Raw genomic sequence first — 20,911 nt, 5'->3', positions numbered from 1 at the left:
CGCAGCGCGACGGCAACACACTGCACCACGAATAGTGTGGTCGCGTTACGACAAACCGCTGGGTAACCGGCACAAGAATGACTGACTTTGGAGGTCAACTAATGAAACTCAAGAGCCTTATCCTCGGTTCTGTTGCCGCTGCCGGTCTCTCGACCGCTGGCTTCGCTGCCGATCTGGGCGTTCTCACCTCGCTCGACGTTTGCGACGAGCTGGGCCTGTCGGGTCTGACCATTTCGTCCGACACCAACTGCCTGCAGATCTCGGGTGAAGTGAAGTACCAGTTCGACTGGGGTAACTGGAAGGGCAGCTATGCTATCGCCCAGACCAATTTCCTCGGCAACGTCAACATCGACGTTCCGGATACCGCTGCTGGCGTCAGCAACGATTGGGATTCGCGCGTTCAGTCGTACCTGAAGTTCGTCGGCACCGCCGGCAGCGACTTCGGCCCGGCCCAGGCCGTCCTGAAGATCAAGAACGACAACCGCGTCCGCTCGACCAACGGCGTTGCCGTTGAAACCGAAGACGGCACCTTCGTTAAGATCGACGAAGCCTACGTCCAGGTTGGTGACACCACCGTCCTGACCGCTGGTAAGCGCGGCTCGATCTTCAACAAGGGCGACGACGAGCCCTTCAACACCCTCACCGGCCTGTTCATCTCGCAGCGCGCTGACACCGGCGTTGTTGCTGACGAAAACGCTGACTTCATCACGCCGAAGCGTGGCGGTCACGTCATCCAGCTGTGGTCGAACATCGGTGAAGGCCTGATCGCCAAGATCGGTCTCGAAAACCTGAACTCGGACGGCGGTGGTGTTATCCTCGCTGGTCACCCGCTGATGGCTGCTCAGGCTATCTCCGGTGGTTCGCGCGCTGGTACCCTGGTTGGCGTCCTCGACTATGCTGGCTCGGGCATCACTGCTCACATCAGCGGCGCCGTTGGCGGCCTGCTCGATGGCGTTCAAACCTCGGGCGACAGCTACCAGCTGCACACCGGCGTGACTGCAACCTTCGACGCGTTCAAGGTTCGTGGCGCTCTGGCCGTCGGCGGTGGTTATGACGCGGTTCGCGCTGCCAGCTACAGCTACTGGAACGGCCTGGTTTCGGCTGAAGCCAAGTTCGACATGTTCAAGATCGCCCTCTCGGGTGAAGCTGCTGGCGGCACTGCCTCCACCGGCGTTGCTCTGGACACCGACTACGGCTTTGGCGGCCAGTTCGGCGCCACCGTTGCTGAAGGCATCGAAATCAACATCGGCGGCCGCTACTTCAACGACGGCACCCCGGGCGTTGGCGATGGCTACCAGGTTGCTGCTCAGTTGATCGCTTCGCTGACCGAAACCATCAAGCTGACCGGTGAAATCGGCGTCTACGGCCATGCCGCTGACGTTGCCCCGGCCGTCGTTGCTGCCGCGACTTCGGACTTCTACGGCAAGGCCGAGCTGGCCTGGACCCCTGGCGGCGGCTTCTCGTCGTCGGTTGGTGCCACTGTTCAGCAGAACGGTGCCTACAAGGTCACCTTCAAGGCTGCCAAGGCCTTCCAGTAATCCTCGGATTACTCTGGCTTACGGAAAGGCCCGGCTCACGCCGGGCCTTTCTGCTTTCGTGGCCATCGACATGCGATGCAGGTGCCGGGCTCGCGTAAATCTGCCGCTCAGTGGCGGTCCGGCATTTTCTCCTGTCTCGACAAGCGTCTAATTTCGCCTCACCTCGCAAAGGACCAGTGCGTCCTCTAGGGATTTAGGCGACGAGCTGATTCTGTGATTGCGGAACGCGCACCGTAGCCTGCTTGGCGGCATCCAGAATAATCGCGCGAAAACAAACACTTACGGCGAGTATTTTCGTTCACACGCGGCACGAAATGCACTAGCTTTGCCACAATTGCGGACATTCACTGGAATGGGAATGATCAGGGACCTCATCAAGTGGGTCGTGCCGGGACTCGCCACTGTGCTGGGCGGCACAACCTTGTGTTTGGCGATGACGTCGACGCAGATCGCCGACGATCTTGGACAGCGCGGCGCGGCGGCCATGGCGGCCAGCGACTACGACTGGGCGGAACTTTCGGTCGACGGTCGCGACCTGACCCTGACTGGCACCACGACGGACCAGACGCTGCTCGATGACGCCAAGGCCCGGCTGACGGCCCTGGACGGGGTCCGCTCTGTTACGGACGACGTTACGCTTGCCCCCATGGCAAAACCCTACACGCTCGAAGCGAGCGTCGATCAGCATTCCGTTGCCCTGTCGGGAAGCGTTCCCAACGAAACGACGAAACAGCGCCTGCTGGCGCTGGCCGGCCTGGAGCAGGGGGCGTTGGAACTCCATTCCGGCACGCCGGACCGACGCACCTGGGTGGCGGGGGCCGAATTTGCGGTCGATCAATTGCAATACCTTGACCAGGGTACTGCCGCGATCTCGGACCTCACCATCAGTCTCAACGGACGCGCCAAATCCGAACGGGCCTTCCGTGACCTGCTCATCGTCCTGCGTGCCGGTCCGCCCGCCGGCCTTTCGCTGGGCGATGTCAGCATCACGCCCGCGCTCGTTTCGCCCTACCAGTGGAATGCCACTTTCGACGGCAAGCGGATCGATGTTTCCGGCTATGTCCCGGACAATTCACTTGTCGAGCGCTTCCGCACCGCCGATGTCTCCGGCGCGCAGGTCGCCACCGGCCTGGCTCTCGGTTCCGGCGAACCCGCTGGATTTGCGGACCTTTCCCAGCAATTGCTCGAACAGCTCTCTCGGCTTGAATACGGCGCTGCCAGCATTTCCGATGGGCAAAGTACCCTTTCCGGAGCGCCCGCGACGCTCGAAATCGCCCAGGGCATTGTCGATACCCTTGAGCCGTCCGGCACCATCGTCGCCCTCGAGCCGCCTCGCATCGACGAGTATTGGATGAGCGCCACGCGCCAGCCGGGCGGCGTCGTGGTCTTTGACGGCTACGCCCCCGATGAGGTGACGCGCGAGGCGTTCGGCCAACGCGAAGGAGCCGATACCAGTTATCTCAAGCTTGGTCGCGGCGCGCCGGAGCGCTACCGGTCAGGCGCCGATTTCGGGCTGGATGCGCTCGAACTGATGAGCGAAGGCCGCATCGCCATGCGCGACAATGTGCTGACCATTTCCGGCACCGCCCGCTCCAACGCGGATTACCAGACCCTGCTGGCCACTCTGGCGGATGCGCCGCAGGGTGTGGTGCTGGCGCGTGCCGAAATCCTCGCGCCGAGGGCCGCAACCTATACGTGGTCAGCGACCAAGGACCAGGCCGGGGCCATGACGCTGTCGGGCAACGTTCCCAATGCGGAGGCAGCCGCGCGCTTGATGGCGCTTGCTGGAGAAACAGCAGCACAGACAATGACTTATGCTTCGGGCGAACCGAACGGCTTCATTGCCTCGGCAGAAACGGCGCTCGGCTTGATGCAATGGCTCCGGGACGGAAAGGTCATGTACGATGGCCTTGGCTGGACCATAACGGGTACGGGCAAGTCGGCGATCGACAAGGCCGCGCTCGAGGCCGATTTCGTCACGCGGCAACTGGCGTCATCAGGCTGGGCGATGGCTGTTGCCGAGCCGCCTCCTGTCATTCCGGAAATTTCGCCTTACACTTGGTCGGCCACCAAGGCCACCGATGGCGTCACCCTGATGGGGCATGTTCCGGCGCAAAGCCTCAAGAACTATCTGGCGGTCCACGCCGGCGATACCGTGGTCGATTCCACCAGGATCGGGTCCGGCGCGCCGGTGAACTTTGTCGCTTCCGCTACGGCGGGGCTGGATGCCGTCCTCGGTCTCGTGGAAGGTGAAGTCAGCTTCGACGGCTCCAAGTGGACGCTGGGCGGGCGGGCCGAGTCGGAGGCGCAACGTGATGCCGTGCTTTCGGCCCTGTCGGCTGCATCCGACCCATCCGATTGGTCCATCGACATCACTGCGCCTCAACCCGAGCCTGTTGCCACGACCCCATACATATGGTCGGCCAACAAGGCAGCCGATGGTTCGGTGACGCTCTCGGGCCTTGTCCCTGCCGATCCGTTGAAGCGTTTCCTTGCCGTGAGGGCAGGGGACAAGGTCGTGGATCAATCCACGGTCGATCCCAATGCGCCGCAAGGCTTCGCCGCCGACCAGCTGGCGGCGATCGATGCGCTTGCCGCTCTGTCCGAAGGCAGTGCAAGTTTCGATGGCACGGTATGGACCCTCAGCGGCACGCTCTCGAGCTTCGACGCCACGGTCGATGCAGCGCTGGCCACTGCAACAACCCCGGCAGCCGACTGGGTGCTGGCCCTCACGCGGCCGCCGCAGCCCGAACCCGCGGTCGAGCCCACGCCGATATTGCCGGCAATCGAGCCCCCAGCGCAGCCGGAGGCCACTGCCGAACCGACCGCGGAAGCAGAGCCGGCGATTGTCGAATCTCCGGCCGAACCGGCCGCCCCCACACCCGTCAATCCGGACTATGCCTTTTCCGCCAGCCGGGCCGCCGACGGGCCGGTTGTGCTGAGCGGACAGCTTCCCTCCGACCCGGCCATGCGCTATTTCGCGGCCATTAGTGATGGCGACGTAGCGGCGGTCACTATAGCCGAAGGGGCGCCGGACGCTTTCCTGCCAAGTGCAGAAGCGGGTTTGCGGGCCCTGCTGAATTTGATAGAAGGCCAGCTCGATTATGCCGCCGGCGCCTGGTCGTTGCGTGGCATGGCCGCCAATACCGCTGCCCGCGATGCTGCCTGGGCCGCGGTCGCGGGAGCGTCAGACGCGGCATCCTGGACCACCCAGATCGAAGTATTGCCGTCCCCGCCCGAACCTGAGCCCATTGCGTCGCCCGCCGAGCCCGTCGCTCCGGCGACGGTGGATACCAGCGCTTGCTCCGCACCGGTGTCCGAATTCTCGGCGCGCAATTCGATCCTGTTCCAGTCCGGCGCGGCCCTGATTGCCGCTGAATCCGAGGCAGCAATAGATGAGCTTGCCCTCGATCTGGCCGCCTGTCCCGATGCCATCGTCCATATCGAGGGGCACACCGATGCCGATGGCGACGAAGCGCTGAACATGGCCCTGTCGGTGGCCCGCGCTGAAGCTGTGGTCAACGCATTGGTTTCACGCGGGGTCAATCCGGCCCGGCTTTACGCCGTCGGTTATGGCGAGACCGCGCCGATCGGGGACAACGAGACGGCCCAGGGCAAGCGCCTCAACCGCCGCATCGTGGTGACCGTCATGCCGCAGCATTATTGAGGCGGCCGTGATGGTGAACTGGGCGTCGCTCCCTTACCTGGTCTTGGCATATTGGCCCTACCTCGCCGGGGCGGCTTTGATTGGTCTCGTCGTGGGCTGGCGCAGCTTCACCCCGCCAGAAACGTGAGACGGCCGTGACCAATCTGGCCCTTATTTCCGAGACGGCCCTGCTGGTTCTGTTCGCCTACCTTCTCGGCTGCGTCCTGGGATATGGCATCCGCATGGCTCTCCATGCCGGCCGCGGCACGCGGCGGGTAGCGGAACTGGTTGTCACGGCCGCGCCGACGCCCGAATTGCCAAAGCCGCGGAGTTCGGCCGCACGCCTTGCCGCCCGCGTCGACGACGCACCGCCATCGCCATCAGTCGCCGCGCCCTCGGCTGCCGGTCACGACACCGCCAGTGCCTCCGCATCGAGGCCTGCCACGCTGGCTGGGCCGCGGGCTGGTACTCCTGACAACCTCAAGCAGATCAAGGGAATCGGGCCGAAAATTGAAGCATCGCTTTACGCTATGGGCATCTTCCACGTTCATCAGATCGCAGCCTGGAACAAGGCCAACATAAATTGGGTCGATGCGCAGCTTGCCTTCAAGGGACGCATTCGGCGCGAGCGCTGGGTCGAACAGGCCCTCACCCTGACCGCCGCCAACGAAGGCGCCCCCAGGAGGTTATCGGGTCGCGCTTAGATCGCTCGGCCCAGCACCTGCCTGCTCACGCGGGTGACGAATTCGGCCACGGCCTCGATTTCCTCGTGCTGGTCGAACAGGGCCGGCGAGCCTTGCCCGGCAATCGTCAGCGCGACTGCGTCGTCCCGGCGCCGCACCATTTCGTCGAAGGTTTCGCGGCGCAACTGATCGGTCAACTGCGTCCGCAGCAACATCAGCGGCGCGCAGGTCAGGGCGTCGTAGAGCGGCCATTGCGCCAGCAGCACGTCGTCGAAATTAATGCTCGCCAGGGCTTCGATCAGTCGGCGATCATAGAGCGGCCGCGCCCGGCCACGCTTGTCGATGAAATGGCTGCGGGCCGCCAAGGCGTCGAGACGATCGTCGGGCAGGCCCGGATAGTCCCCGCCCAGTATCTTGCGAAATCCTGCCCCGACTGGTTTTGCCCCCCGCAGTGCTTCCACATGCGCCAGGTTGTTACGCAGGCGCACGATGCCGCGGGAATCGGTCATCGGCCCCGCATCGAGCAGCACCGTGCCGGCAATCAACAGCGGATGGTTTGCCGCCAGCGCCATGGCGACCTGGCCGCCATGCCCCTGGCCGAGCACCACCGCCTTGCCGATCCCGAGTGCCGCCAGCACTGATGCCACGTCCCGCGCATCGGCCAGCGAGCCATAGTCGCTTTCCTTCGCCCGGTCGTCCGACCGGCCGCGTCCAGGCAGGTCGAGCAGGACCACCGGCCATTCCCCGCGTCCCATGCGCCGGAAGTAGTCGGCGAACTCGGTGAAGTCGCTCATGTTGCGCTGGTAACCCGGGATGCAAACGACCGGCACGCGCCGGCTCGATAGGGTACCGGCAACATGCACCGCGACGCGAAGTTTTGCCGCCAGCGTGACATGGGTGACAGGCAGCGCGGCGAATGGCGGATGGTCGGCGGGAACGGTTCTGGGGCGAGGCATGGCGCCGTCATTTAGAGGGAAGGGCCGACATGTCTCAAGCGCTTTTGCTCGCACCGGCGACGCTGGCTCGCTCCACTCGCATCATGGCCAACGAAAACGTTGTCGCGCCAGCCAAGTGAAAGTATGGTGCGCCACTCAAAACCGGCCGGGCCTAGCGCCCGGCGCCACGCGCCGCCTTCCGGTGGCCATGCAAACTGGGGACATTTCGGCAATGCTGCGAGGATCGATTACGGCGCTCATCACTCCCATGCTCAATGGGAATATCGATGAGAAAGCCTTCGCCAGCTTTGTCGATTGGCAGATCGCCGAAGGCACCCATGGCCTGGTGCCCGTTGGCACCACCGGCGAAAGCCCCACCGTCAGCCATGAAGAACACCGCCGCGTGGTCGAGATCGCCATCGAGGTCGCCAACAAGCGCGTTCCGGTCATTGCCGGGGCAGGGTCCAATTCCACCGCCGAGGCCGTCGAACTGGCGCGCTTCGCCGAAAAGGCCGGCGCGGACGCTGTCCTGTCCATCGTGCCCTACTATAACAAGCCAAACCAGGAGGGCATGTTCCAGCACTTCTCGGCCGTGGCCAGGGCGGTTGGCATCCCGGTCATTCTTTACAGCGTGCCCGGTCGCACCGTGGTCGACCTCACCGTCGACACCATCGCCCGGCTCCACGAAGCCCATGCCAATATCGTGGGCGTCAAGGATGCGACGGCGGACCTGGGCCGTGCGAGCCTGCAGCGCGACAAGCTGGGCAAGGATTTCATCCTGCTCTCGGGCGAGGATATCACCGCGCTGGCCTTCAACGCCCATGGCGGCCACGGCTGCATCTCGGTGACATCGAACATCGCGCCGCGCCTTTGCTCGCAGATGCAGGAGCTGTCGCTGGCCGGCGACTTCAAGGGAGCACTGCTCGTGCAGGACAAGCTGGTGCATCTGCACAAGAACCTGTTCATGGAGCCCAATCCCACCGCGGTCAAATACGCTGCCAGCCGGCTCAACCGCTGCGCCAACGAACTGCGCCTGCCACTGGTCCCCGTCGCCAAGGCGACTGAAGAGGCCGTGGACTTTGCAATGCGCCATGCGGGGCTTATCTAAGCCTCATGGCCCCAAAGAACGACAAGAACAAGAACGGCATCATCAGCCACGGTCTCGTGGCCGAAAACCGCCGCTCGCGCTACGACTACGACATTGGCGAAACCCTCGAAGCCGGGATTGTGCTGACCGGAACCGAGGTGAAGTCCTTGCGCCTGGGCAAGGCCCAGATCACCGAATCCTACGCTTCGCCCGAAAAGGGCGAGCTCTGGCTGATCAACGCTCATATCCCGGAATACCTGCAGGCCAACCGCTTCAACCACGAAGAGCGTCGCCCGCGCAAACTGCTGGTGTCAAGAAAGCAACTCGCCCGTCTTGACCAGGAAGTCGCGCGCGCCGGCAACACCATCGTGCCGCTCAAGCTGTTCTTCAACGACCAGGGTCGCGCCAAGGTGCTGATCGGGGTCGGCAAGGGCAAGAAAAACTACGACAAGCGCGCCACCGAGCGCGATCGCGACTGGAACCGCGACAAATCCCGCATCATGAAAGAGGGCGGCCGGGGCTGATCAGCGCGTGATCAGGATCGGCGCGTTCCCCGGACCAACACTCATCATGGTGCCTGGCTTGGCCGGTGGCGCCTCAGTTGCCTTCGGAAACCGGCGCCGCGACCGGTCGCGTGCTCGGTGGGCGGCCCACCGTCTTGGCTAGATCGGCTACGTCGATGAAGAAGTCGGCTTGGCGCCGCAGGTCGTCTGATATCATCGGTGTGGAGGTGGTAAGCGTTGAGACCACGGTCACCCGCTTGCCCTTGCGCTGCAGCGCGGCAACCAGCGCCGTGAAGTCGCCATCGCCCGAAAACAGCACCATGTGATCGTAGTAGGGCGCCAGTTCCAGGGCATCCACCGTCAGTTCGATGTCCATGTTGCCCTTGATCTTCCGGCGTCCCGCGGCGTCGGTGAATTCCTTGGCCGGCTTGGTCACCACCGTGAACCCATTATAATCCAGCCAGTCGATCAGCGGCCGGATCGAAGAATATTCCTGATCCTCGACCAGAGCGGTGTAGTAATTGGCCCGCAGCAGGTAGGCCCGTCCATTGAAGTCCGCCAACAGCCGCCGATAGTCGATGTCGACTCCAATGGCTTTGGAGGTCGCATAGAGATTGGCCCCATCGATGAAGAGCACGATTTTTTCCCGCGGATCGATAGGCATGGGCAATCTCCTGGTGGCGGCTTGCCGCCCTAAAGCCTCGGCCGCACGCGCGGCTTGCAGCACAACTTAAATTCCGCCGGTAACCTTATGTTAATTTCGCTATTCGCACGTTTTCCGGCAGGGAACAAGACACCGCCATGTCACATGCGCGTGCCCAAGCTGCCGGCATGCCTTGTGCCAGGGGGGGCAGTCGTGTATGGGAGGCGTTCATTCCATAAGTTTTGGAGACGTTCGTGGCACGCGTCACCGTTGAAGACTGCATTGAAAAGATCGAAAATCGGTTCGATCTCGTTCTCATGGCCGCCCATCGCGCGCGCATGATCTCGTCTGGCGCCCAGATCACCGTTTCCCGCGACAACGACAAGAATCCCGTTGTGGCCCTGCGTGAAATCGGCGACGGCGCCATCTCGCCCGACGATCTGCGCGAGGATCTCATCCACTCGCTGCAGAAGTATGTCGAAGTCGACGAGCCCGAGGAGCACGCCGCTCCGCTGATCGAAAGCGCCAACGGCGACGATTCGATCAACTTCGACACCATCAGCGAAGAAGAGCTGCTGCGCGGCATCGAAAGCCTGGCCCCGCCGGAACGCCGCGACGACTAAGTCTCGTCTATCGGTTCAAATTTCGACACCCTCGGACCAGTCCGGGGGTGTTTTCGTTTGGCCTTGTGCCTGTTGCCCCACCTCCCAGCCTCCCCATGAAAGGGGGAGGTGCCGCCCGGCGTGTTTGGCAAGATCGTGCCACAGAGTGGAGAGAAACCTCCCCCTCGATGGGGGAGGTAGGAGGGGGTGACGGTTGCGCATGATGCAGCTTCCCATTGCCCCTCAACTCAGATAACCAACGGCCACCCTTCCCAAATCCGATCAAAGCGCTAAGCTCATTTCTTCGAGCGAGCGGCGACTATCCCCATGATGCGTCAATACGAGCTTGTCGAACGCGTTCAGGCCTATAACCCGAACGCCGACGAGAATTTGTTGAACAAGGCCTATGTGTACGCCATGCAGAAGCATGGCTCGCAGAAGCGTGCCTCGGGCGACCCCTATTTCAATCATCCGCTCGAAGTGGCTGCCATCCTCACCGAGCTCAAGCTCGACGATGCCTCCATCGCCGTCGGGCTGCTGCACGACACCATCGAGGATACCGACGCGACCCGCGCCGAGATCGACCAGCTGTTCGGCGGCGAAATCGCCACCATCGTCGATGGCCTGACCAAGATCGAGCGCCTCAACCTCGTCTCGCGCGAAGAAGCCCAGGCCGAGAACCTGCGCAAGCTGCTGCTGGCCATCAGCCAGGACGTGCGCGTCCTCCTGGTCAAGCTCGCCGACCGCCTGCACAACATGCGCACCCTGCAGTTCATGGCGCCGGAAAAGCAGAAGCGTATCGCGCAGGAGACCATGGATATCTATGCGCCGCTCGCTGGCCGCATGGGTATGCAGGACATGCGCAACGAGCTGGAGAACATCTCGTTCAAGATTCTTCAGCCCGAGCATTACCAGGCCATCGTCGCACGGCTCGACGAAATGCAGGAGGAATATCGCGAGACGATTTCGACCATTTCGGCCGAACTCAGCGAGCGCCTCGCCACCGAGGGCATCACCGCCCGGGTCAAGGCGCGCGTGAAGTCGCCCTTCTCGATCTTCAACAAGATCGAGCGCAAGTCGATCGCGCTGGAACAGCTCTCCGACATGATCGGCTTCCGCGTCATCGTTGGTTCGGTCGAGGAGTGCTATCGCACCGTCGGCGTCGTCCACACCAAGTGGAAGGTCGTGCCCGGCCGCTTCAAGGACTATATTTCAGTCCCCAAGCACAACGACTACCAGTCCATCCACACCACCATCGTCGGCCCCGGCCGCCAGCGCGCCGAGCTGCAGATCCGCACCGAGGAGATGGATCGCGTGGCCGAATTCGGCATCGCTGCGCACGCCCTCTACAAGGATGGCGCCTCGGCCGATCTCGGCCGCATCGAACATGAATCGCAGGCCTATGGCTCGCTGCGCCAGACCATCGGTCACCTGACCACGGGCAATTCCTCCACCGAGGACTTCCTCGAATATACCAAGCTGGAACTGTTCCAGGACCAGGTATTCTGCTTCACCCCGCGCGGCCGGCTGATCGCGCTGCCCCGCGGCGCAACGCCGATTGATTTCGCCTACGCGCTCCACACCGATATCGGTGACACCACCGTCGGCGCCAAGATCAACGGCTCTATCCTGCCGCTGGTGACCCAACTGCGCAGCGGCGACGAAGTCGAGATCATCCGCGACCAGAACCATCTGCCGCCCGTGAACTGGCTGGGCATCGCGGCGACCGGCAAGGCCCGTGCGGCCATCCGGCGCGCCGTCCGGCATGCTGCCACGCAGCGCGCCTTTGCCCTTGGCGAGCATGTGCTCAACATGCTGCTCGAGCGCGAAGGCGTCATGCTCGACGACACCGAGGCCAAGGCCCTGGCCGATGCTCTCGGCTCACCCAGCCGCCGCGACCTGCTGATTGCTGTGGGGGAGGGCAAGGTCGGTTCCGAGCCGCTTGCCGCCGAACTCGCCAAGCTCAAGGGCCTGCGCAAGCGCCGTCGCAAGCTCGATCTGCCGGTTGCCGACACCGCCGATGGCTGGTTCGCCTTGCGTGCCACCGACCTGTTCCGCTTCCGCGTGCCCGGCGGCCAGCGCTCCGGTCCTCGCGCCAAGGCGGCGCTGGCGCAGCTCGATTTCCATATGCCGGTGACGGTCTCACCCGAGGGCGTCGTGCCGGGTGATCGGCTGGTCGGCATCCTCCAGCCCGACATGCCCATGCTCGTCTATCCCATTCATTCGGACGCGCTGACCGACAAGCATGACAGCGACGTGGCCTGGGTCGATGTCCGCTGGAGCCTCAAGGGTGGGGAGGACAAGCTCTATCCCATCGTCATCACCATGGAATCGGTCAACAAGCCCGGCTCGCTGGCCCAGATTTCCTCGGCCATCGCGGCCTGCGACGCCAACATCAACAATCTGGTGATGCGGATGATTTCGCCCGACTTTCACCAGATGATCTTCGAAATCGAGGTGCGCGACCTTGCGCAACTGACCGATGTTCTGGCAACCCTCAAGCGCAGTCCGGGCCTGTCGGCCGTCCAGCGCGCCGGCATCCGCGAAGCGGGCATGATTTCGACCCTGGAATGGGACGGCAAGGTCGACCGGAGGTTTGCTGATGACGAAAGATGAAGTGCTGGACATTTTCCGCGACTGCGGAGCCATGCTCGAGGGTCACTTCATCCTGTCCTCCGGCCTGCGCTCGCCGGTCTTCCTGCAGAAAGCCAGGGTCTTCCAGTATGCAGCGCAGACCGAGAAGCTCTGCAAGGCGCTGGCCGCGCGCATCCACGCCGAGTTCCCCGGCGTCACCAAGGTGGTTTCGCCCGCCATTGGTGGCATCATCCCGGGCTACGAAACCTCCCGCCATCTCGGCGTCCCCGCGCTCTATACCGAGCGTGTCGAGGGCAAGTTCGAGCTGCGCCGCGGCTTCGAGATCAACGCGGATGACCAGGTGATCGTGGTCGAGGACATCGTCTCCACCGGCCTTTCCATCCGCGAATGTGTCGAAGCCTTGCGCGGCATCGGCGCCAATGTGGTCGCCGCCGCCTGCCTCATTGATCGCTCGGGTGGCGAAGCCGATGTCGGCGTGCCCCTGGTTTCGCTGATCGAATTCAAGGTTCCCGCCTATCCGGCCGACCAGCTCCCTCCCGAACTGGCAGCCATCCCCCCCGTGAAGCCGGGCAGCCGCGGCATTCAGGGGGTGAAGTGATCATCGGCATGGGCTCCGACCTCATCCAGATCCACCGCGTGGAGCAGACCCTCGCCAAATACGGGGATCGCTTCACCAACCGCTGCTTTACCGAAATCGAGCGCCGCAAGTCCGACCGCCGGGCCCAGCGCGCGGCCTCCTATGCCAAGCGGTTCGCCGCCAAGGAGGCCTGCTCCAAGGCCCTGGGCACGGGCATTTCCTGGGGCGTCTATTGGCGCGACATGGGCGTGGTGAACCTGCCGTCGGGCCAGCCAACCATGCACCTGACCAACGGCGCCGCAAAAGCACTGGCCCGCCTTGTGCCGCCGGGTCACGTTCCCCACATCCACGTCACCATTACCGACGACGCCGGCCTGGCCCAGGCTTTCGTCATCATCGAAGCCCTGCCTACGACTGCCGATTGACCCGGCTGGGACAAAGGCATAACGCTGCCGCGCCACCTTTCCGGGGAAATCCATGAGCCAGCCCGCCGACAAGTCCATCAAGAAGTCAGCTTCCAACGAGTGGGTCGAAACCATCGTTGTGGTGCTCGAGGCCTTGTTGATCGCGATCGTCCTGCGCTCATTCCTCTATCAGCCGTTCTCGATCCCCACGGCCTCCATGCAGCAGACCATGATGATCGGCGACTACTTCGTCGCCAACAAGTTCGTCTGGGGCTATGGCAAGCACTCGTTCTCGTTGGGCCGCTACGGCGATTTCGCGCTGCTCGATTTCGAACTGCCCATCAACACCCGCATCTTTGGCCGCGAGCCCAATCGCGGCGACATCGCCGTGTTCCGCCCCGTGCCGCAGAACATCGAATACATCAAGCGCGTCGTCGGCCTGCCGGGCGATACCATCCAGGTCAAGGAAGGCCGCCTCTATATCAACGGCACCATGGTCGAGCGAGAGGAGATCGGCAAGGCAACCGATACTGACAGCAACGGCCAGACGGTGGACGTCACCGCCTATCGCGAGACCTTCCCCGAAGGCACCACCCACATCATCCAGGAAATTTCCGACGCCGGCCCGCTGGACAATACGTCGGAATATGTCGTGCCCGCCGGCCACTATTTCATGATGGGCGACAATCGCGACCGTTCGGCCGATAGCCGCGTTCTGAGCCAGGTCGGCTACGTGCCGGCCGTCAACCTGATTGCAAAGGCCGAGGCCCGCTTCTTCTCCATCAAGAACAACATTCCGCCCTGGCAGCTCTGGCAGTGGCCGGCCAATGTGCGTTGGGATCGCATGTTCCAGGGCGTCTCCACCGACCAGCAGTATCCCGGTACCGCTGCGCCGTGAGCCGTGGCGCACGCAACCACGACAAGCTGCAGTTCCGGCTCGGCTACAAGTTTGCCGACCCGGACCTGCTCAACCGCGCGCTGACCCATTCCAGCGCTGTCTCGCCTGCCAAGCGCATCGAGCGCAGCTACCAGCGCCTGGAATTTCTCGGCGACCGCGTCCTTGGGCTCGTCGTGGCCGACATGCTCTACCGCCGCTATCCCAAGGCCAATGAGGGCGAACTGAGCCGCACGCTCAACACGCTGGTTCGCAAGGAAACCTGCGCGATCATCGCCCGCACGCTCGATCTTGGCCCCGAACTTCATCTGGGCGACAGCGAGGCCCGCACCGGCGGCGCCGACAAGGAAGCCATCCTGGGCGACGTGACCGAAGCGGTCATCGGCGCCATCTATTGCGATGGTGGCCTCGGCAAGGCCTATGAGTTCGTCGAGCGCATGTTCGAGGAATTCCTGGCCGACGGCCAGGCCAACAAGGCCGATGCCAAGACCACGCTCCAGGAATGGGCCCAGGCCCGCGGCCTCGAGCCGCCCACCTATACCCAGACCGACCGCAGCGGCCCCGATCACGCGCCGCAATTCACCATCACCGTCACGCTTGGCGATTATGATAGCCTGAGCGCCACCGGCCCTTCAAAGAAGATCGCCGAACACAAGGCTGCCGAGATGTTTCTGATTGCCCAGAAGGTGTGGAAGGAGTCCTCCAGATGACCGACCTCGAACCCACCGATACGTCCTGCGGCTTCATCGCCCTGGTCGGCGCACCCAATGCCGGCAAGTCGACACTGCTCAATTCCCTTGTCGGCACCAAGGTGTCCATCGTTACCCACAAGGCACAGACCACCCGGTCGCAGGTCCGTGGCGTCGTCACGCTCGACAAGGCCCAACTGGTCTTCATCGACACCCCCGGCATTTTTGCGCCCAAGCGGCGGCTAGACCGCGCCATGGTCGATAGCGCCTGGGGCGGGGCAGGGGATGCCGATCTCGTCGCCTTCATCGTCGATGCAGAGCGCGGCATCACGCCGGATCTTGAAGGGTTGATCGAGGGCCTCGCCAACATCACCCACCCCAAGATCCTGATCCTCAACAAGATCGATGCGATCAAGAACGAAGCCCTGCTCGAGCTGAGCCAGACCCTCAACGAGAAGCTGCGCTTCGAGTCGACCTTCATGATCTCGGCACTCAAGGGCTATGGCGTGCAGGACTTCATGGATTGGTGCGTCAAGCACATTCCGCCTGGACCCTGGCACTTCCCCGAGGATCACCTCACCGATCTGACCATGGCCATAACGGCCGCCGAGATCACGCGCGAAAAGCTGTTCCTGCGCGTCCACGACGAGATCCCTTACAATTCCACGGTCGAGACCGAGAGCTTCAAGATCCAGAAGGACGGCTCGTACAAGATCGACCAGGTCATTTACCTCGCGCGCGAGAGCCACAAGAAGATCGTGCTCGGTGCCGGGGGCCAGACCATCAAGGCCATCGGCGCGGAATCGCGCAAGGAGCTGATGGCGATGTACGAGGTGCCCATTCACCTCTTCCTGTTCGTCAAGGTCCGCGAAAAATGGGGCGATGACCCCGAGCGCTACCGCGAAATGGGGCTGGAATACCCGCATGGGAAGGGGTGAGCTTCCGAAACTGGATGCCCGCTCCTTCGCCTCCCTCCCCCTTGAGGGGAGGGAATGAGGGTGGGGGTCCATGGGTGACACACCGGATTACCCCCACCCCGGCCCTCCCCTCAAGGGGGAGGGAGCGCAGGAGCCGCGCCACTGTGTTCGCGCCCACTTGTCGTAGCCGCTAGTCATGGAATGGACCGGTGAAGGACTTCTCATAGGTGTCCGCCGCCACGGCGAGACCTCGGTCATTGCCGAGGCCATGGTGGCAGGTCGCGGCCGATATCTCGGCCTTGTCAGGGGCGGCCGCTCCCGCCGTCTCGCCGCCGTCCTCCAGCCGGGCAACACCATCCAACTGACTTGGCGCGCCCGTATCGAAGACCATCTGGGCACCTTCGGCGTCGAATTGCTGCAGGCCCGCGCTGCGGCTTTGATCGAGGACCGCGCCCGGCTCTACCTTAGCCAGATCGTCTGCGACCACCTGCGCCTGCTGCCGGAACGCGATCCGCATGATCGCCTGCTGGGCATGGCCCTTCGCCTTATCGATAGCCCCGTCGACGGCGCGGCCCTCGCCCGCTTCGAACTCGCCGTTCTCGAAGACCTCGGCTTCGGCCTCGACCTGGCGTCGTGCGCCGCCACGGGCAGCACCACCGATCTCACCCATGTCTCGCCCAAGACCGGACGCGCCGTCTCCCGCGCCGCCGCCCAGCCCTACCTCGATCGCCTGCTGCCGCTCCCCAGCTTCCTCACCAACCGCGGCAATGCCAGCCCGCACGACATCGCCGACGCCCTGCGCCTCACCGGACATTTCCTTCAGCAGCAGGTCTGGGGCCCCCGCCAGATCGAGCCATCGCCCACGCGGGAGATGTTGATCGAACAGCTCGGCAGGGACGCCTGACACCCGGCATTCAGCGCAAGCTGCCCACCTCCTCCCAACCTCCCCCATCAGAGGGGGAGGTGCTGCTCAGCGGGTTGAACTCGATCGTGCCCAGGAGTGGAGAGAACCTCCCCCTTGATGGGGGAGGTAGGAGAGGGTGTCGTTTGGCCCAGATATATGTGGCCAAACGTCTCCACCCTGGAGCCTCTGCGCTCGCAGTCATCTCCCCCCTCGAGAAGAGGGGCTTTGGCGCTGTGGTTTGCAAACTTATCCCCACCCGCAAAACCTCCTCTATTCTCCATTGCGTCGCCCACGTCAGAGCCCAGTCATGACGAGTGATGGTCGTGGGGATAGTCGGGGAGGGGAGGTCGCTCCTCTTGAGCGGGGGGAACCCGGCAGCTACGCTTGCGACACAGCGTGCCTGAACCGAACCCGCGAAAATCCCGGCATGGTGGCGGGGCGTTAGCCTCACTTCTTCCACCAATACTTCGAGGCAAGCGCCTCGCCACCATCGCTCTCCAGCGCCCGTTGGCGTCTCTACCCTGAGCGAAACCCGTACGGCACGACAACCGCATCCCAGGCGGCGCTTCCGCACGCCCAAACCCGTGCAAAACCGCGTGTCTGCGCCCAATCCCGCCCCTCACCCGCTATAGTGCTTTCCTGATTCGTTCCCGCGGAATGCCCTGCCGATGTCTGATAGCGATACCCTCCCGCCTGCCGACGACCAGCGCGTCGTCGATCTCAAGCAGGCGCTTGAGGAGCGGTACCTCTCCTACGCCCTGTCGACCATCACCCAGCGTGCGCTGCCCGATGCACGTGACGGCCTCAAGCCCGTGCACCGCCGCATCATCCACGCCATGCGCCTGCTGAGGCTCGCGCCGAACGAGGGCTACAAGAAATCCGCCCGCATCGTCGGCGACGTGATCGGTAAGTTCCACCCCCATGGCGACCAGTCGATCTACGACGCCCTGGTCCGCATGGCGCAGGATTTCGCCCTGCGCTACCCGCTGGTCGATGGCCAAGGCAATTTCGGCAATATCGACGGCGATAACGCCGCGGCCATGCGCTACACCGAAAGCCGCATGACCGATGTGGCCATGCGCCTGCTCGAAGGCATCACCGAGAACGCCATCGACTTCAAGCCGACCTATGACGGCGAAGACGAAGAACCGGTGGTCCTGCCGTCCAACTTCCCGAACCTCTTGGCCAACGGCTCCACGGGCATCGCCGTGGGCATGGCGACATCCATTCCGCCCCACAATGTCGCCGAGCTCTGCGACGCGGCGCTCCACCTTATCAATGTCAATCCAGATGCTTCCGCCCACGACCTGACTCAGTTCGTGAAGGGCCCGGACTTCCCCACCGGCGGCATTCTGGTCGAGTCGCAGTCCTCCATCGCCAATTCCTACGCCACCGGTCGCGGCTCGTTCCGCCTGCGCGCGAAGTGGGAAATCGAGGAAACCGGCCGGGGCGTCTATCTCATTGTCGTCACCGAAATTCCCTACGGCATCCAGAAGTCGCGCCTGGTCGAAAAGATCGCCGAACTGTTGCTGGCCAAGAAGCTGCCCCTGCTCAAGGACGTGCGCGACGAAAGTTCGGACGATATCCGCCTGGTCCTCGAACCCCGCGCCCGCACGGTCGACGCCGTCATCCTGATGGAGCAGCTGTTCAAGACCACCGATCTCGAAACGCGCTTCCCGCTCAATCTCAACGTTCTCGACAAGGGCGCCGTGCCCAAGGTCATGAGCCTGGCGCAGGCGCTCAAGGCGTGGCTCGAACACCGCAAGGAAGTCCTCGTCCGCCGCTCGCACCATCGGCTCGAACAGATCGCCAACCGCCTCGAAGTGCTGGCGGGCTACATCATCGCCTATCTCAACCTCGACGAGGTGATCCGCATCATCCGCGAGGAGGACGATGCCAAGGCTTCGCTGATGAGCACCTTCGAGCTGACGGACAACCAGGCCGAAGCCATCCTCAACATGCGCCTGCGCTCGCTACGCAAGCTCGAAGAAATCGAGCTGCGCAAGGAGCACGCCGACCTCACCGAGGAGAAGGGGCATCTCGAAGCGCTGCTGGCTTCCGACAAGCGTCAGTGGGGCACCATCAGCAAGGAAATCGAAGCCCTCAAGAAGACCTATCCGCTGACCAACCCCGATGGCACGCCCCATCCGCTCGGCGCCCGTCGCACTGTGCTGGGCGATGCACCCACCGCCAATGCCGACGAAGTCACCGAGGCCTTCATCGAGCGCGAACCGATCACCGTCATCCTCTCCGAAAAGGGTTGGATCCGCGCGCCACGCGGTCACGCCACCGATGTGAACGACGAGCGCGGCTTCAAGGCCGGCGATCGCCTCAAGCTCGCGATCAAGTGCGAGACCACCGACAAGCTGCTCATGCTCACCACCGGCGGCAAGGTCTATACCCTGGCCGGCGACAAGCTGCCCGGTGGTCGCGGCCAGGGCGAGCCTGTGCGCATCATGGTCGATATCGAGGAAGGCCAGGATATCGTCGACCTCTTCGTCTATCGCCCGGGCCAGAAGCGCATCATCGCCTCGTCGTCGGGCTATGGCTTCATCGTCGGCGAAGACGAGATGATCGCCAACACCAGGAAGGGCAAGCAGATCCTCAATGTCGGCGCCCCCGACGAGGCGGCGCTGTTGGTGCCGGTCGCCGGTGATCGCGTCGCCGTTATCGGACAAAACCGCAAGCTCCTGGTCTTCCCCCTGGTCCAGCTGGCCGAAATGGGCCGCGGCAAGGGCGTGCGCCTCCAGCGCTACAAGGATGGCGGCATTTCCGACCTCAAGACCTTCTGGGCCGCCGATGGCCTGACCTGGACCGATTCTTCTGGCCGGACCTACACCAAGCCGACCGAAGAACTTACCGACTGGCTCGGCGACCGCGCTACTGCCGGCCGCCAGCCGCCCAATGGCTTCCCCCGCAACAACAGGTTCGTCGGATGATCCGCCACGTTGTTCTGTTCAAGTTCCGCAGCGGCGTCAGCGCCGATGAACGCGCCGAGATCTATGCTGGGCTCGATGCGCTGGTCGGCCAGATCGATGGTCTGCTCTCGGCGACCTTCGGGCCGAACATCTCGCCCGAGGGCCTGGGGCAGGGCTTCAACGACGGCTTCATCATGGACTTCGCGGATGCCGCGGCCCGCGACCGCTACCTGCCGCACCCGGCCCACCAGGCCGCGGGGGCCAGGCTCGTCGCGGCGCTCGAAGGCGGGACCGATGGGCTGGTCGTGTTCGATATGAAGATTGGCGACTAGTCGACAGAAAAGGTGAGCACCACCGGCAGGTGATCGCTGGCAGTGGGTCGTCCCGTATGGATGTCGTGGACCACGATGCCGCCGCGCGTCATCACGTGGTCGAGCGGCAGGAACGGCAGCGTGTCTCGCCACGCGCCGAAATAGTACCAGCTCATCGGAAAGGTCAGCAGGTTCATCGTCTCCCGCTCCAGCTCGTTCCGCAGCACGAAGTCGCGCAGGGCGTAGGACCATGGCGTCGAATTGAAATCCCCCGCCAGGATCATCGGCCCCTCGATCTTGTCCACCACCTCCGACAGTGCCGTAAGCTGCTCCCGTTGGCGGTTCACCGGAAAGGGCCAGTCCATATGGGTGGTGATAACCGAAAAAGGCTTGCCATCACTGGTTTTGAAGCGGGCGAGGATGTGGGCGGTCCGCGTCGTCCCATAGGCATCGCTGGGGCAGGCCCCGTCTTCGGCCTGCTCGAACGGAATGCGCGAATAGAGCCCCAGATTGGCCCGCTTGCCGCCGCGGCACCGGGCAAAATACGGATAGTGCTCCAGCAGCAGGGGGTGCAGGTCGGTGGCTTGTTCGCCAAAATATTCCTGCAGGACGATGATGTCGGGGTCTTCGGCAAAGATGGCGGCAGTGACCTGCTCCATCTCGTAGTTCATGCCGAACAGGTTATGCGTCATCAGCGTCAGCGTCCTCCCCTCCGGAGGCGCTGGCCGCTGGCGCAGCGACCCGGCAAATTCGGGCAGCATCACACTGGCCGAGGCGGCGATACCCACCACCACGATGATCGCCGCGACGCCACGCGCATTGCCCCGCAAAACCAGCATCACCACCAGCAGGGCAACGATGGTCCCCGGCAGCAACAGCAGCTGCGCATGGTTGAGCAGGTCGAATTCCGGCACGGCAAAGCCGAACAGGGCAAGGATGGAAAGGCCCGCCACGCCAAGCGAACCCAATACCAGGCTGAGCCGGATCAGCTTCATGATCAGCAACATAGGGGGAGGTCCGGCGAGAAGGCAAAGCAGCGATGTCGCCGAGACATATGGCGCAAG

Annotated in this window: 18 protein-coding genes; 15 read left to right on the top strand and 3 right to left on the bottom strand. The window is 63.5% G+C overall.

Annotated features, from left to right (window positions below; translation table 11 throughout):
- Nucleotides 1-101: 101 nt before the first annotated feature.
- The 3 genes from JI749_RS13710 (at nt 102) to JI749_RS13700 (ending at nt 5,888) form a co-directional block, all read left to right on the top strand.
- The gene (locus JI749_RS13710) at nt 102-1,538 is read left to right on the top strand and encodes a porin family protein (RefSeq protein ID WP_201654947.1); all 1,437 of its coding nucleotides are present in this window, start codon (nt 102-104) and stop codon (nt 1,536-1,538) included.
- A gap of 358 nt (nt 1,539-1,896) precedes the next feature.
- Nucleotides 1,897-5,205 (top strand): OmpA family protein, encoded by a 3,309-nt coding sequence (locus JI749_RS13705; RefSeq protein WP_201654944.1) that lies wholly within the window; start codon nt 1,897-1,899, stop codon nt 5,203-5,205.
- Between the two features lie 134 nt (nt 5,206-5,339).
- Nucleotides 5,340-5,888, top strand: a complete 549-nt coding sequence (locus JI749_RS13700) for a hypothetical protein (RefSeq protein WP_201654941.1) — start codon at nt 5,340-5,342, stop codon at nt 5,886-5,888.
- Here JI749_RS13700 and JI749_RS13695 read toward each other — a convergent pair.
- Nucleotides 5,885-6,823, bottom strand: coding sequence for an alpha/beta fold hydrolase (locus tag JI749_RS13695; protein WP_201654938.1), 939 nt, complete (start codon nt 6,821-6,823; stop codon nt 5,885-5,887). The genes JI749_RS13700 and JI749_RS13695 overlap by 4 nt on opposite strands.
- Nucleotides 6,824-7,034: 211 nt before the next feature.
- Between JI749_RS13695 and dapA the strand changes: the two genes are divergently transcribed.
- Both dapA and smpB read left to right on the top strand, forming a co-directional pair.
- Nucleotides 7,035-7,910 (top strand): 4-hydroxy-tetrahydrodipicolinate synthase, encoded by an 876-nt coding sequence (dapA, locus tag JI749_RS13690; protein WP_201654935.1) that lies wholly within the window; start codon nt 7,035-7,037, stop codon nt 7,908-7,910.
- Nucleotides 7,911-7,915: 5 nt separating this feature from the next.
- Entirely contained in the window at nt 7,916-8,413 is a 498-nt protein-coding gene (gene smpB, locus JI749_RS13685) for an SsrA-binding protein SmpB (protein ID WP_201654932.1), read from the top strand.
- 73 nt (nt 8,414-8,486) lie between these two features.
- On the opposite strand, the gene JI749_RS13680 is transcribed toward smpB, so the two are convergent.
- Nucleotides 8,487-9,056 (bottom strand): LabA-like NYN domain-containing protein, encoded by a 570-nt coding sequence (locus tag JI749_RS13680; protein ID WP_201654929.1) that lies wholly within the window; start codon nt 9,054-9,056, stop codon nt 8,487-8,489.
- Between the two features lie 233 nt (nt 9,057-9,289).
- Between JI749_RS13680 and rpoZ the strand changes: the two genes are divergently transcribed.
- The 10 genes from rpoZ (at nt 9,290) to JI749_RS13630 (ending at nt 19,868) form a co-directional block, all read left to right on the top strand.
- Entirely contained in the window at nt 9,290-9,658 is a 369-nt protein-coding gene (gene rpoZ, locus JI749_RS13675; protein WP_092179449.1) for a DNA-directed RNA polymerase subunit omega, read from the top strand.
- 306 nt (nt 9,659-9,964) lie between these two features.
- Complete coding sequence (locus tag JI749_RS13670; protein WP_201654926.1) at nt 9,965-12,253, top strand: RelA/SpoT family protein; 2,289 nt, start codon at nt 9,965-9,967, stop codon at nt 12,251-12,253.
- Nucleotides 12,240-12,830, top strand: a complete 591-nt coding sequence (gene pyrE / locus JI749_RS13665; RefSeq protein ID WP_201654923.1) for an orotate phosphoribosyltransferase — start codon at nt 12,240-12,242, stop codon at nt 12,828-12,830. The genes JI749_RS13670 and pyrE overlap by 14 nt, the downstream gene beginning before the upstream one ends.
- Nucleotides 12,827-13,234, top strand: a complete 408-nt coding sequence (acpS, locus tag JI749_RS13660) for a holo-ACP synthase (RefSeq protein WP_201654919.1) — start codon at nt 12,827-12,829, stop codon at nt 13,232-13,234. The genes pyrE and acpS overlap by 4 nt, the downstream gene beginning before the upstream one ends.
- A gap of 52 nt (nt 13,235-13,286) precedes the next feature.
- On the top strand, nt 13,287-14,111 hold the full coding sequence (gene lepB / locus JI749_RS13655; RefSeq protein ID WP_201654916.1) for a signal peptidase I: 825 nt from the start codon (nt 13,287-13,289) through the stop codon (nt 14,109-14,111).
- Entirely contained in the window at nt 14,108-14,818 is a 711-nt protein-coding gene (gene rnc, locus JI749_RS13650; protein ID WP_201654913.1) for a ribonuclease III, read from the top strand. Before lepB ends, rnc begins: the two co-directional genes overlap by 4 nt.
- Entirely contained in the window at nt 14,815-15,735 is a 921-nt protein-coding gene (era, locus tag JI749_RS13645) for a GTPase Era (RefSeq protein ID WP_201654910.1), read from the top strand. Before rnc ends, era begins: the two co-directional genes overlap by 4 nt.
- Before the next feature lie 175 nt (nt 15,736-15,910).
- On the top strand, nt 15,911-16,618 hold the full coding sequence (gene recO, locus JI749_RS13640) for a DNA repair protein RecO (RefSeq protein WP_201654907.1): 708 nt from the start codon (nt 15,911-15,913) through the stop codon (nt 16,616-16,618).
- 668 nt (nt 16,619-17,286) lie between these two features.
- Nucleotides 17,287-19,557 carry a DNA topoisomerase IV subunit A gene (gene parC, locus JI749_RS13635; RefSeq protein ID WP_201654904.1) on the top strand — a complete coding sequence of 757 codons (2,271 nt, stop codon included), beginning with the start codon at nt 17,287-17,289 and terminating at the stop codon, nt 19,555-19,557.
- On the top strand, nt 19,554-19,868 hold the full coding sequence (locus JI749_RS13630) for a Dabb family protein (protein WP_201654901.1): 315 nt from the start codon (nt 19,554-19,556) through the stop codon (nt 19,866-19,868). The genes parC and JI749_RS13630 overlap by 4 nt, the downstream gene beginning before the upstream one ends.
- On the opposite strand, the gene JI749_RS13625 is transcribed toward JI749_RS13630, so the two are convergent.
- Nucleotides 19,865-20,854 carry an endonuclease/exonuclease/phosphatase family protein gene (locus tag JI749_RS13625; RefSeq protein WP_201654898.1) on the bottom strand — a complete coding sequence of 330 codons (990 nt, stop codon included), beginning with the start codon at nt 20,852-20,854 and terminating at the stop codon, nt 19,865-19,867. The two genes, JI749_RS13630 and JI749_RS13625, sit on opposite strands and share 4 nt — an antisense overlap.
- Nucleotides 20,855-20,911: the final 57 nt, after the last annotated feature.

The sequence above is a fragment of the Devosia oryziradicis genome (assembly GCF_016698645.1).
Taxonomy (GTDB): Bacteria; Pseudomonadota; Alphaproteobacteria; order Rhizobiales; family Devosiaceae; genus Devosia; species Devosia oryziradicis.
The sequence above is the reverse complement of the archived record's forward strand: the minus strand, read 5'-3'. Positions and strand labels throughout refer to the sequence as shown.